The following is a 13196-nucleotide window of genomic DNA, read 5'->3' on the forward strand; positions in this document are numbered from 1 at the left end:
AACTGTACTGCTCCCCGCCCGTGAAAAACTATTGGACCCTTTTGCTGCTGACGCTACTTAGCTACAGTAGCCTTTCCTCTGTACTGGCCGCACCGCGCCGGGATTTTGCTGGTCAGTACCGCGCCGAGCGTCGCGTTGGCCTTGACACGAGGCGAGAAGGCGACAGTCTTCGGCTTTACTTACGCTTCCCTGATGGCAACATGCTGCGGCAAGGCTACCCACTACACGTCGCGGCGTGGGCTGATTACGATGCGAAACGCCCGCTATGGCAGGATACGGTGCGCCACCTAGCCCGGCGTATTCGTACCGATGGCTCGGCAGCGTGGGTAGAATTTTGTCTGCCCCTAAGCCGATTGCGGGCCGGGCAGCTACTCAGCATCAATGCAAGCACAGCCGCTGAAGCCGACGCTGGTGATGCAGCTTGGCTAGCCCTCAAGCCCGACTATCTTTCCCGGAGCTTTGTTCTTACTGATTCAGTGGGACAGCCACTGCTACGTCGTTTTGTACAAGCCTACGAGCCATTCGGCGTGGATAGTTACGGGCCAGACCTAGCAGTACAAACGCGGCTTTATCCTCTCAGCTCTCAGCCAGCTTTGCCGCCCATGAGCAACCCAGCGGCAGTGGGGCCTCAACCCCGTACCTTGGGCTTGCAGGATTCCACTTGGTTTCGGGCCGGGCAACTCCTTCGCCTACCAGCTGGCTTGTACCTCTTACGCACAGAGCAACAAACGCCGTGGTGTGGCCTTTTGGTCGAAGAAAACAACTTTCCTGACTTGACTTCTGCGGATGAATTGATTGCCCCGCTAACGTTTTTGACGTCCTCGGCGGAGCGCAAGAAGTTATTTGATGCGCCTGACCCTAAGAAGGCCGTAGATGCCTTTTGGTTAAACCTAGTCAAGGGCGACCAACCCACGGCCCGTCTTCTTATTCGCACCTACTATGGCCGCGTGATGGATGCTAACCGCTTATTTTCTTCCCATAAGGCGGGCTGGCTAACCGACAGAGGCCTGCTATATATTGTGATGGGGCCACCAGAAACCGTTTACCGGACTGGAGGCGAGGAGCGTTGGGTATACCGCGGAACACCAGAGCGAGCAGGAACATATACGTTCCGCCCTAAACCCAGTACCTTTGCTCCTGAAAACTATGAACTGGTGCGCCGCCCCGAGTACGAACGTCTCTGGTATGCCGCCGTGGAGCAATGGAGAAAAGGAATAATCGCCCGCCCCGGCCGCTGAATGAGCGCCGCCAATTTTTTGATTCTGAAAATCGCCCCGTAACGCCGCGTCGTCCTGCACGTAGCGAGGAGGGGGAGAACCGCCCTGAACGAAGCGCAGGCCCCCGTGGCGGCGATGATAAGCCGCGCTACCCACACCGGCCAGCTCAAGACCGCAGCATCGACATGATTTTCGGGCTGCGCCCCATTTTGGAGGCGTTGAATGCTGGCCGCACCCTGGACAAGATTTTCCTGCTGCGGGGCACTAAAAACTCCATGACCCAAGACATCACGGCGCTAGCCAAATCGGCTAGTATTCCGGTGTCTATGGTGCCCATTGAGAAGCTTGACGGCATTACCCGCAAAAACCACCAAGGGGCCGTAGCCTACGTATCGCCTATCGATTACATGCCGCTCGACAGCATCTTGTCTGGCTTGTACGAGGAAGGTAAAACGCCCTTACTGCTGGTTCTGGACCGCATTACGGACGTGCGCAACTTTGGCTCTATTGCCCGTAACGCCGAGTGTTTGGGGGTACACGCCATTATAGTACCCAGCCACGGCGCCGCCCAAATCAATGGAGACGCCCTGAAAACTTCTGCCGGAGCTCTCAACCTTATTCCGGTGTGCCGGGAGCCCAATTTGAAGAACACTCTGACTTTCCTACGGGAATCGGGTGTACAAATTGTGGCCTGTACCGAGAAGACGGATTCGAGCCTGGAAACAGGCTCCGTGGACCTCACTGGCCCCTTAGCGGTAGTGATGGGTAGCGAAGAAGATGGAATCAGCCCTGAATATCTCAAGCTGGCTGACCACAAGCTGCGCATTCCCATGGCCGGGCAAATCAGTTCGCTCAACGTATCTGTTGCCAGCGGTATTATGCTCTACGAAGTATTGCGCCAGCGTCTTTCTACAGATAAGTAGGCCCAACGTAACCAACCACACAATAAAAGCCGTCCGACAAGCTATAGCTGGCTTGCCGGACGGCTTTTGTTGTGTGGCCAGAGCAGGAGCTTAGTTGTAGCCCGTACCCTTTTTAGACTTTACGTCTGCCACAAACTCTTTCACGCGCTGTTCTTCCGTGCGCTTGCAGATTAGCAATACATTGTCGTACTCGGCTACAATAAAGCCTTCAAGTCCCTGTACTACCACAAGGCGCTCCGACGGAGTTTTGATAACGCACTCCCGCGTATCGTACAGCAGGGCGTTGCCGTCTACCACGTTCTCGTCAGCATCGTGCTGGCCCATGCGGTGCAGCGAATCCCAAGTGCCAAGGTCGCTCCAGCCGAAATCTGCTGGTAGCACATACACGTTGTCGGCCTTCTCCATCACCCCGTAGTCGATGCTAATGTTGCGGCAGCGGGTATAAGCACGGGAAATAAAGTCTTCCTCTTGAGGCGTTCCTAGTTCGTTCCAGCCTTCATCAAACACTTCGGCAATGTCGCTGAGGTATTGGTGAAAGGCATTGATGATAGCATCGGCGCGCCATACAAACAGCCCAGAGTTCCACAGGAAGTCGCCGCTGCTCACAAACATGCGCGCCAGTTCTAGATTTGGCTTCTCAGTGAAGGTTTTCACTTTGCGCAGTCCTTTGGGGAAACAGCCATCCTCGGCCCCATCCACCGTTTGCACATCCTGGGCGCGCACTACATCGTCAATAAACTGAATGTAGCCGTAGCCCGTATCGGGGCGGGAAGGTTGAATACCCAGGGTAATGAGAACATTGTGGGTACGGGCACCATCGACAGCCGTACGAATCGCATCGCGGAAGTTCTCCTCATGCATTACGGCGTGGTCGGCCGGCGACACAATAATGACGGCCTGGGGGTCGCGCTGAGCTATTCGATAGCTGGCGTAGGCAATGCAGGGTGCCGTATTACGGCCTATGGGCTCACCCAGAATCTGATTGGCGGGCAACTGGGGAAGGTGCTGCTGCACCAGCTCCGTGTAGTCTCGGTTGGTTACCACGAATACGTTTTCCATGGGGCAGATGCCCATGAACCGGTCGACGGTAAGTTGCAGCATTGAGCGACCTAGGCCGAGCACATCATGGAATTGCTTAGGATGGTGCGTGCGACTGAACGGCCAGAAGCGGCTGCCGATGCCGCCCGCCATGACTACGAGGTAAGTATGTTGTTCCATACAGGTAGGGGCCTGAAATATTTTCCGCCGAGGGAAGATATTCAATGGGAGATTCGAAGGAAATAGACCGAAGTACTAGTCTAGCGGGAGTGCATGAGGTAATCCCACGGACAAGAGTAGTAATAAAATAAGCTGTAACATAATATTTCTTTTATATGAACGCGTTTTTATACTAATCCCTCCCGTAGCAAATCGTGCAAATGAATGAATCCGCTGAACTGACCCGCTTCCGTTACAATGAGTTGGGTAATGTTGCGCTCCTGCATTCGGCGCAGGGCCTCTACCGCAAAATCTTCGACCTCAATACTTACGGGAGAAGGCGTTAGAATATCACGGGCCCGGACGCGCTCCAAGCGGCCCTCGAAGGTAGCAAGCATGCGGCGCAGGTCGCCATCGGTGATAATACCCACCAATTCTCCGGCCTCGTTGAGTACAGCCGTAGCGCCAAGGCGCTTACCTGATATTTCAAGGATGATGTCTTTGAGAGGGGCTGATTCGTGCACTTGGGGCTGCTGGTTCTGCCGGCTCAAGTCGCCCACTTTTAGGTAGAGCTGCTTGCCCAAGGTTCCGCCCGGGTGCAAATGAGCAAAGTCCTGACGTGTAAACTCCCGGCTTTCCAGCAGGCACACTGCCAGGGCGTCGGCGAGGGCCAGGGCAGCGGTAGTACTGGTAGTCGGGGCTAAGTTGTGGGGGCAAGCTTCACGCTCTACGGGGGCGTGCAGCACGTAGTCGGCCTGCACGGCCAGGTACGAATCTGCGTTGCTCACTAAAGCAGCCAACGGCACTGCTTTACGCTTTAGCAACGGCACGAGAACCTTAATTTCGGGAGTATCGCCGCTCTTACTAATGGCAATTACGAAGTCCTCGGGCTGAATCATACCCAGGTCGCCGTGGATGGCGTCGGCGGCGTGCATGAACAAGGCTGGCGTACCAGTAGAATTGAGCGTAGCTACCATCTTGCCAGCTATGTGGGCACTCTTACCAATACCCGTTACTACCACCCTACCCCGTAAAGAGAGAATAGCTTCTACACATTGTGCAAAATCAGGTGTCAGCGCAATAGCATCTGCAATACCTTGAATGGCGTCAGCTTCTTGCTGAAGCACTTTTTTTGCAATTAGGATGGGGTCGTTCTGCAGTTTCAATCTAAATTTGGTATCAGATAGGAAGTAGGTGGCAGCGGGAGAAAGTATCTAGACCTTATTCCTGCTACTCCATACGGTCTACCATAATTTTGTCTAGATTCGGAATGCAACACCGAAGTGTTTGTGCTCCAGTCTGCAACCCCAATCAGCGCAAGTGAGGATGTCTATGCCAGCCGTGAAAGTTCCAGTGAAGCCCCAGGCTGATCTGAAGGGCAAGTTAAAGGAAGTTTTCGGGTACGGTCAGTTTCGGGGCGTACAGGAAGACATTATCCACAACGTCATTGAGGGAAACAATACCTTCGTGATTATGCCCACGGGAGCAGGCAAGAGTCTTTGCTACCAGCTACCTGCGCTGGTATTGCCAGGTACGGCCATTGTTATCTCGCCACTTATCGCCCTGATGAAAAACCAGGTCGATCAGCTGAACGCCTTTGGCGTGAATGCGCAGTTTTTGAACTCGACCTTGTCGAAGTCGGAAATGAACAAGGTGAAGAAGGACGTTATCAGTGGCGAAGTAAAGCTGCTGTATGTAGCGCCGGAGTCACTGACTAAGGACGAAACCATTGAGTTTCTGAATAAGGCTACCATTAGCTTCGTGGCTATCGACGAAGCCCACTGTATCTCGGAGTGGGGGCATGATTTCCGGCCGGAATACCGCAAGATTCGCAGCATTATTGATGGATTAGGCGTGCAGGTACCTGTCATTGCCCTCACGGCGACGGCAACGCCCAAAGTGCAGCAGGACATTCAGAAAAACCTGCAGATGGATGATGCGTCGGTGTTCAAGACCTCGTTCAACCGCACCAATCTGTACTACGAAGTACGTCCTAAGCACAACACCAAGAAGCAACTCATTCACTACGTAAAGCAGCACAAGGGGCAGGCGGGCATTGTATACTGTTTGAGCCGCAAGAAGGTGGAGGAAATTGCCGAACTGCTCAAGGTAAACGACGTTCGGGCCCTACCCTACCACGCCGGACTGGACCCCCACGTGCGCATGGCCAACCAGGATGCCTTCCTCAACGAAGACTGCGACGTAATTGTGGCTACCATTGCTTTCGGCATGGGCATCGACAAGCCCGATGTGCGCTTTGTTGTGCACTACGACACTCCTAAGAGCATTGAGGGCTATTACCAGGAAACCGGCCGCGGGGGCCGCGACGGTATGGAGGGCGACTGCCTGATGTTCTACAGCTACGACGACATCGTGAAGCTGGAGAAATTCAATAAAGACAAGCCCGTTACGGAGCGCGACAACTCCAAGCTGCTGCTCCAGGAAATGGCCAATTATGCCGATTCTGCGGTGTGCCGCCGTAAGCAATTGCTGCATTACTTCGGCGAGCATTTCGAGAAGGACTGCGGCTTTTGCGACAACTGCAAGCACCCCAAAGAGCGGTTCGAGGCTAAGGAGGAAGTACTGCTGGCCCTGAAAGCAGTAGTGCAAACCGAAGAGCGTTTTGGCCTCGACCATATTGGAACAGTATTGATGGGGATGCGTAACCCCCATGTAGACAGCTACGGACACGACAGCCTACCGATATATGGGGAAGGCAAACAGCACGATGCGCAGTTCTGGCACTCTCTTCTTCGCCAAAGCCTGCTCAACGGATTTCTGGAAAAGGACATCGAAAACTTTGGCGTAATTAAAATCTCGCAGAAGGGTCTCGATTTCATTGAGAACCCGCATTCGATCAAGCTCACCAAGGACCACAACTACGAGGAAGAGGTGAAAGAAGAACAGGAACAAGAGGAAGTTCAGCAGGCTGCCGGTCACGACGAGGCCCTGTTTGACATGCTGAAGGCACTTCGCAAGAAGATTGCCCAGCAAAAGAACCTGCCGCCCTACGTGCTCTTTCAGGATCCGTCGCTGAAAGAAATGGCCACCACCTTCCCCACGAAGATGGACGACCTCTCGCACGTATCGGGTGTGGGCCAAGGAAAAGCGCAGAAGTTTGGCGCGCCCTTCCTGGCTCTTATTCAGAAGTACGTAGATGAGAATGACATTGTAACGGCTGCCGACGTGGTGGTAAAATCGGCCGTCAACAAGTCAAAAATTAAGATTTACATCATTCAGCAGATCGACAAGAAAATGGACTTAGAGGAAATTGCTTCCTCCAAGGGCATTGATATGCGGGAGCTGATGGAGGAAATTGAGCACATCTGCTACTCCGGCACGAAGCTCAACCTCGATTATTACATCAATGGTGTACTAGATGAGGAGCGCCAAGAGGAAATTTACGAGTACTTTATGACGGCCCAGACCGACAATATTGCGGTGGCTCTGAAAGAGCTCGGCTCTGATGATTACACGGAGGAAGATATCCGCCTGATGCGCATTAAGTTTCTGAGTGAGGTAGCCAATTAACTCGACTGTCAGCTCCCGAGGAAAAGCCTCACCGACTGGTGGGGCTTTTTCATGGCCTATACTACCCAGCCCTTCTACTGGGGGTAGGCTTACTAAAATGTCTAATTTCGGCGCTGCGTGTTTTGTATTTCCACCTTTCCTAGCCCATGGCACAGTACATTCTCGGCATCAACTGCAGCGGCTTCCACTCATCGGCCTGTGTAGTGAGCCCCACTGGGCGGGTGCTGGTAGCCATTGCCGAAGAGCGCCTAAGTCGGATTAAGCAAGACAAGTCCTTCCCACGGCTGGCTATTCAGTACTGTTGCGCAGCCGCTGGTATTACGCTTGCCGACATTACGGATGTATTTATTGGTTGGAATCCGGCTCCTTACTTACTGCAACCTCAGCAAAGCCTAGCCGACGCCCTCCAAAACCGCGGCAAGCTCGCGCAGTTTACGCTCAACGAACTGGCGGCTTTGCAAGGCGGTGTGCGTGGCATTGGACAGACGCTCACCAGCCACCAGGGAGCTACTATGCGCTTACACTACGTTGACCATCATCGGGCGCATTTCGCCAACGGTTTCCTATCATCGGGGTTTGCGGAAGCTGATGTTTTTGTGGCGGATGGATTCGGGGAAACAACCACAGGTTTGCTTGGAACGGCTACTGCTGACGGCTTGCAGGAACTAGCCGCCAACCGGACCCCTCACTCCTTAGGCTTATTCTATGGGGCCTTTACTGAGTTCTTGGGGTTTCGGCCCAACGGTGACGAGTGGAAAATTATGGCGCTGGCGGCGCTTGGCAATGCAGACACCTACTACCAACTACTGCGGCCCCTCATTCAGGTGCATGACCTAACGTACGAACTAGACTTACGCTACTTCGAGTTTTTTCTCTTCTTCACGCCGCATTATTACTCGCCTAAACTGGTAGAATTGCTAGGACCGCCCCTAGCCCCAGGTGCCGAGCCTACCCAGCGCGAATGGGATATTGTGGCGGCAGTGCAGCGCATTACCGAAGAGGTAGTATTTGAGTTGCTGCGTAACCTACATGCTCGCACGGGGCGGCGGCGCCTGGTGCTAGCTGGTGGCGTGTTTATGAACTCCGTACTCAACGGCAAACTTACCCAACACACTCCCTACCAAGAGATTTTTGTGGGTGCCACGCCCGATGATACGGGTATCAGTGTAGGTAGCGCATTATATGGCCGGCACTACATGCTAGATCTACCACAGCCTGCAGCGGCCGCCAGCACGCACAATTTCTATGGTAGTCCCTACTCTACACAGGAAATAGAAGCCGAACTGGAGCGACGGAAAGCAGTATATACGCGCCCGGCAGACGTGGCAACAACGGCGGCTTCTTTATTGCAGGAAGGCCTGGTAATTGGCTGGTTCCAGGAGGGCTCTGAACTGGGCCAACGGGCTCTGGGACACCGTAGCATCCTAGCCAATCCTACCCTCCCCAACATGAAATCGCGGGTAAATGCCAGCATCAAATACCGGGAGGCCTTCCGCCCCTTCGCGCCCGCCGTGCCCGAAGAGCGACAGCACGAATTTTTTAACCTTCCGGCCAACGAGAAGGCTTATTTCATGGAGAAGGTCTTTACACTGCTACCAGAGGCCCAACAACGGTTGCCGGCTGTCGCCCATGCCGATGGTACCGGCCGACTCCAAAGCGTGCGAGCGGCCGACAACCCTTTATTTCACGAGCTGCTAGTAGCCTTTGAGCACTATAGTGGTGTTCCGGTTTTACTTAATACGTCCTTTAACTTGAACGGAATGCCCATGGTAGAGTCGCCGGCCGATGCCTTGGACTGCTACTTCCGCTCTGGCCTAGATGCCCTCATAGTAGGCTCCTTCCTGCTACGTAAGTAAAGCCCGTGTAAGATTTTCACTCCAAAAAAAGCCGCATGCAGCTTAGCTGCATGCGGCTTTTTCGTTACTACCGGCTGACGCTACTTAGGTCAGCCAAGAGTCTATTTTGAATGCTTAGCAATACTCTTCAAAGGCACCCTGCAAGTTATTCACAATGCGCATCAGGTCGTTGCCTTCAATGTGGTAACGCTCAATCATATGCACTAGCTCGCCATCCTTAAACAGGGCAATAGCAGGGCTGCTAGGCGGATAAGGCAACAGGTGTTCCCGTACTTTCGCAACAGCTTCTGTTTCCATACCGGCAAACACGGTTACGAGTTTCGCAGGCTTCTTGTCAGAGCTAGATACGGCCATCTTCAGGGCCGGGCGTGCTTTGGCAGCGGCGCAGCCACACACCGAGTTTACAGCCACCAGAACGGTGCCACTTTGCTCGTTGAGCACAGAATCTACTTCTTCGGGGGTCATGAGTTGCTCGAAACCGGCCTCAACGAGGTCTTGGCGGATCGGGGCTACCATGTATTCGGGGTACGTGGCCATAGGAGAAAGCTAGGCTTTGAATGGATAAACAAGGACCTACGATGCGGTCCATTGACCCTACAAAATTACGTGATTTTCGCTGGTCAATGGCATCGGGCCTATGTAACCATAAGGTTCGGCTAGAAGTTTGCAGGAAGTCCTTTTTTCTAGCCTGCTTTGGTTGGGCCCAGTCGCCGCTTACGGGATGCTAGCAAATTACTATTCTGCCACCAACGCCATGACCTATACCGAATTCCTGGCTACGCAAACGCAGCCTCAGCCCCCAGCAGATCTATCGCCCTTACTCGAAGCACTATGGTACGCCGGCCGCGACGAGTGGCATCTGGCTCATTCCATTGCCCAGGACAACGAGCACGACCCACTTCATAACTGGCTGCATGCTTTTCTCCATCGCCAAGAGGGTGACCAAGGAAATGCGGCATACTGGTATCGACGAGCCCACCGTTCACAACCAACTGTGTCGTTGCGGCGGGAGTGGGAAGAGCTTGTACGCACTCAACTGCCAGGCTAAAAGGCGCTCGAAAGCGGCTGGCTAATCACCTACTTATTATTATAATAATACTATTATAAAACATTTATACAGATTTAATATCAAGTATAGAACAAATAAAATTACATTTATACCTGCCGATTAATATGACGGGACGTTATGCGACACTTTCTATTCTTAACTGCAACGCTCACGCTAGCAGGTGGTACCGCCCAGGCCCAAGTAGATACTGTGCGAGCTTCTACGCTGCCCCCAGCTCAGTTAGCTGAGAAACTTTACAACAGTGGGGTAGCAAAATATAACCAGAAGAGCTATCGGGCGGCCATTCTTGATTTTGATAAGGCACTAGCAGCAAAGCCTGATTTTGCCAAGGCGTACTATAACCGTGCTACTACCCGCTACGAGCTAAAGGAGTACCAGCCAGCTGTTCAGGATTACGACCAAGCCATCCAGTTAGATCCCGCTACGTTTGGTCCTTACTTTGGGCGGGCGCAAGCCAAGGAAGCACTCAACCAGCCTGCTGAGGCCGAGCAGGATTACAGCAAAGCAGCTGAGCTAAAGGCAGATTACGCCCCTGCCTGGTATTACCGCGGCGCCCTTCGATTTGAGAAAGGCGATTTTCAGGCAGCTAAGACAGATTTCGACCAAGCCATCAAAGCAGATCCAGCTTACGCCTACGCCTGGCACGACCGGGGTAGCACCCAACGGAAGCTCAACAACCTGCCGGCCGCCATTCAGGATTACACCAAGGCGCTGTCTTTGCAACCCGACTTGCTACCAGCTTTGCTGAACCGAGCCGCCACGAAGCGCCGTGCCGGCGACCTAAAAGGCGCTTTGCAGGACTACAACGAATATCTAAGCAAGAAGAAGGATAATGCGCTGGCTTTTACCAACCGAGGCAGCACTCGGTTTGAGCAGGGCGACTACAAAGGTGCAGTAGCTGATTTTACCCAAGCGGTAGAGCTTGATGGAAGCTACGCATTTGCCTGGAACAACCGGGCCGCTGCCTACCTAAAGCTGGAAGACTTTCAAAAAGCCAATGCGGACGCCACGAAGGCTATTAGCCTGAATGCGCAATACGCCGAAGCCTACCTGAACCGGGGCCACGCTCGCGAAATGCTGCGCCAACCCGATGCGGCCTGCCAGGACTGGCGAAAAGCAGCTGAGCTAGGCTTAGAAGTTGGCAATACGCACGCGGCTAACTCTGGCTGCGGAGCGCAATAGCAGGGACTGAAGGGACGAGAATATTTGAATAAAATGGCTTTGGAGCGCCGCAAGCTATTTCCTGCACTTCACGCGGGAAATGGCGGCATAGCCCCTAGCCCAGCACTACAGCTCATGCGTAACTACCTACTAGCCTGCTTCCTATTTTACTCCTGGGGTGCTGCCGCCCAAAATGTAGAGTTCAGCAAAGATCAGTTTGGCAATGATAAGGATGGGTTGAAAACAGCTCTGAAGGAAATCAAGCTCGGCGACGAGTGGTACGACATGGACCCGCCGCGTTATGAGCAGGCCCTACCCCATTACTTAGCCGCTCAGAAGTTCAATCCCAATAATGCCCACATCAACTTGCGCATTGGCGAGTGCTACCTCCACTCGGGCTTTAAACCCCGCGCCCTCGGCTACCTACAGAAGGCCTACCAACTAAGCCCCGATGTAGACCCACGCATTCATTACTTTTTGGGCCGTGGCCTGCACTTGAATGGGAAGTGGAAAGACGCTATTGCGGAATATAAGCGAGCCACGCCAGCTACTGGAACCAAAAACACAGCTGGTTTCACGCAAGATATTCAAAGGAAAATTCGCGAGTGCGAGAACGGGCAGAAGTTAGAAGCTAAGCCTACCCGCGTGTTTATTGACAACGCCGGACCGGGCGTAAACTCCCCCTACGCCGACTACGGTCCGGTAATTACCGCCGATGAATCGGTTATCCTATTCACATCACGGCGCGATAATTCTACGGGCGGGCAGAAAGACCCCGAAACGGGCGGCTTTTTTGAGGATGTGTACCAAAGCACACGTGCGGGCAAAGACACCTGGGGCCCAGCACGCAATCTTGGCGAGCCAGTAAACACCGATGGGCACGACGCTACGGTGGGCTTGGCCCCCGACGGTCAACGCCTGCTCGTGTACCTGGAAGACAATGGCGGCGACCTGCACGAGTCGGACTTGCGGGGCGCTCAGTGGCGCAAACCCCAAAAGCTTGGCTCGCGCATCAATAGTCGCTCCCACGAATCATCGGCGGCCTACACGCCCAATGGGCGCAGCCTTTACTTTGTATCGGATAAGGAGGGCGGCTTAGGTAGCCGCGACATCTATAGAATTGAAATGGAGGGCCGTGGGCAAGCTAGCAACTTAGGCCCTACCATTAATACGCCCTATGGTGAAGAAGGAGTATTCCTCCATCCCGACGGAAAGACCATGTACTTCTCTTCGGAAGGTCACAACACCATGGGCGGGTACGACATCTTTAAGTCGGTGTATGAAAACGGTAAGTGGAGCACGCCTGAAAACTTGGGCTGGCCCATTAATACCCCCGATGATGATGTATTCTTCGTGATATCCGCCTCGGGCCGCCACGGCTACTACTCTTCCTTCCGAGACGACGGCCTGGGCTCCAAAGACATTTATCAAATCACCTTCCTGGGTCCGGAAAAACAGCCTCTCCTCAACCACGAGGATCAGCTCCTAGCCTCACGCGTGCAGCCGGTAAAGGAAGCCCTACTGGCTCCGCCGGTAGCTATTGCTTCTGCCCAGGTAACCATTTTGAAGGGTACCGTAACGGATGAAGCGACCAAGGAGCCAGTGGAAGCTACGATTGACGTCATCGACAACTCTCTTAACCAAACTATTGCTTCGTTCCGGGCCAATGCTCAGTCGGGGCGGTACTTGGTGTCGTTGCCCTCAGGTATCAACTACGGCATTGTAGTTCGGCAGGAAGGCTACCTTTTCCACTCCGAAAATTTTGACTTACCAGCCGGAGCGGCTTACTCAGAAGTAGTAAAAGATATTGCCCTGAAAAAGCTGGACGTAGGGGTGAAAGTAGTGCTGAACAACATCTTCTTTGACTTCGACAAAGCCAGCTTGCGTAAAGAGAGCACAGGCGAACTGGAGCGCCTGCAAAAGCTATTGGCCGATACGCCGGCGCTACGCTTGGAGATTTCCGGTCACACCGACAACGTTGGCAAGGCAGAGTACAACAAAGATCTGAGCCAGCGCCGTGCCAAGACGGTAGTAGACTACCTCGTAGGAAAAGGGATTGACAAAAGTCGGCTGACCTTTGCTGGCTATGGCGACAGTCAGCCGGTAGCGCCCAACACTACAAAAGACGGACGCCAACTCAACCGGCGTACGGAGTTTAAGGTGATTGGGAAATAGCCCCCTTGCAGCCTTTAACTGACAAGTAGACTCGTTTGGCGAGAATAAAGCACTGCTGAGCGTACTA

General features: G+C 53.6%; 10 protein-coding genes. 7 read left to right on the forward strand and 3 right to left on the reverse strand.

Annotated features, from left to right (window positions below; translation table 11 throughout):
- The first annotated feature begins 20 nt into the window (after positions 1-20).
- Together CHB83_RS05785 and rlmB are read left to right on the forward strand one after the other, a co-directional pair.
- Positions 21-1238, forward strand: coding sequence for a GWxTD domain-containing protein (locus tag CHB83_RS05785; RefSeq protein ID WP_143437011.1), 1218 nt, complete (start codon positions 21-23; stop codon positions 1236-1238).
- A complete protein-coding gene (rlmB, locus tag CHB83_RS05790) occupies positions 1202-2140 on the forward strand; it encodes a 23S rRNA (guanosine(2251)-2'-O)-methyltransferase RlmB (RefSeq protein WP_317044774.1) in 939 nt (312 codons plus the stop codon). Before CHB83_RS05785 ends, rlmB begins: the two co-directional genes overlap by 37 nt.
- A 90-nt stretch (positions 2141-2230) precedes the next feature.
- On the opposite strand, the gene CHB83_RS05795 is transcribed toward rlmB, so the two are convergent.
- Both CHB83_RS05795 and CHB83_RS05800 read right to left on the reverse strand, forming a co-directional pair.
- On the reverse strand, positions 2231-3358 hold the full coding sequence (locus CHB83_RS05795) for a mannose-1-phosphate guanylyltransferase (RefSeq protein WP_045690246.1): 1128 nt from the start codon (positions 3356-3358) through the stop codon (positions 2231-2233).
- A 167-nt stretch (positions 3359-3525) separates the two neighbouring features.
- A complete protein-coding gene (locus CHB83_RS05800; protein ID WP_045690247.1) occupies positions 3526-4503 on the reverse strand; it encodes a KpsF/GutQ family sugar-phosphate isomerase in 978 nt (325 codons plus the stop codon).
- Between the two features lie 166 nt (positions 4504-4669).
- Here CHB83_RS05800 and recQ point away from each other — a divergent pair, with 166 nt between their 5' ends.
- Positions 4670-6868, forward strand: a complete 2199-nt coding sequence (gene recQ / locus CHB83_RS05805; RefSeq protein ID WP_089332141.1) for a DNA helicase RecQ — start codon at positions 4670-4672, stop codon at positions 6866-6868.
- Positions 6869-7014: 146 nt separating this feature from the next.
- Positions 7015-8724, forward strand: coding sequence for a carbamoyltransferase family protein (locus tag CHB83_RS05810; RefSeq protein ID WP_089331985.1), 1710 nt, complete (start codon positions 7015-7017; stop codon positions 8722-8724).
- A gap of 114 nt (positions 8725-8838) precedes the next feature.
- Here the strand turns inward: CHB83_RS05810 and CHB83_RS05815 are convergent, their stop codons facing one another.
- A complete protein-coding gene (locus CHB83_RS05815; protein ID WP_045690250.1) occupies positions 8839-9261 on the reverse strand; it encodes a BrxA/BrxB family bacilliredoxin in 423 nt (140 codons plus the stop codon).
- A gap of 217 nt (positions 9262-9478) precedes the next feature.
- Between CHB83_RS05815 and CHB83_RS05820 the strand changes: the two genes are divergently transcribed.
- The 3 genes from CHB83_RS05820 to CHB83_RS05830 all read left to right on the forward strand — a co-directional run bounded on the left by CHB83_RS05820 (position 9479) and on the right by CHB83_RS05830 (position 13129).
- Positions 9479-9772 (forward strand): hypothetical protein, encoded by a 294-nt coding sequence (locus CHB83_RS05820; protein ID WP_089332142.1) that lies wholly within the window; start codon positions 9479-9481, stop codon positions 9770-9772.
- Positions 9773-9910: 138 nt separating this feature from the next.
- Entirely contained in the window at positions 9911-10975 is a 1065-nt protein-coding gene (locus tag CHB83_RS05825; protein ID WP_089331986.1) for a tetratricopeptide repeat protein, read from the forward strand.
- 114 nt (positions 10976-11089) lie between these two features.
- Positions 11090-13129 carry an OmpA family protein gene (locus CHB83_RS05830; protein ID WP_179225465.1) on the forward strand — a complete coding sequence of 680 codons (2040 nt, stop codon included), beginning with the start codon at positions 11090-11092 and terminating at the stop codon, positions 13127-13129.
- Positions 13130-13196: the final 67 nt, after the last annotated feature.

Source organism: Hymenobacter mucosus, from assembly GCF_900188255.1.
GTDB classification, from domain to species: Bacteria; Bacteroidota; Bacteroidia; order Cytophagales; family Hymenobacteraceae; genus Hymenobacter; species Hymenobacter mucosus.

Bases quoted from the DNA above. Each gene is read 5' to 3' on its own strand.
- rlmB (WP_317044774.1), top strand. From the start codon at position 1,202: ATGGAGAAAAGGAATAATCGCCCGCCCCGGCCGCTGAATGAGCGCCGC.
- CHB83_RS05795 (WP_045690246.1), bottom strand. From the start codon at position 3,358: ATGGAACAACATACTTACCTCGTAGTCATGGCGGGCGGCATCGGCAGC.
- recQ (WP_089332141.1), top strand. From the start codon at position 4,670: ATGCCAGCCGTGAAAGTTCCAGTGAAGCCCCAGGCTGATCTGAAGGGC.
- CHB83_RS05810 (WP_089331985.1), top strand. From the start codon at position 7,015: ATGGCACAGTACATTCTCGGCATCAACTGCAGCGGCTTCCACTCATCG.
- CHB83_RS05815 (WP_045690250.1), bottom strand. From the start codon at position 9,261: ATGGCCACGTACCCCGAATACATGGTAGCCCCGATCCGCCAAGACCTC.
- CHB83_RS05820 (WP_089332142.1), top strand. From the start codon at position 9,479: ATGACCTATACCGAATTCCTGGCTACGCAAACGCAGCCTCAGCCCCCA.
- CHB83_RS05825 (WP_089331986.1), top strand. From the start codon at position 9,911: ATGCGACACTTTCTATTCTTAACTGCAACGCTCACGCTAGCAGGTGGT.
- CHB83_RS05830 (WP_179225465.1), top strand. From the start codon at position 11,090: ATGCGTAACTACCTACTAGCCTGCTTCCTATTTTACTCCTGGGGTGCT.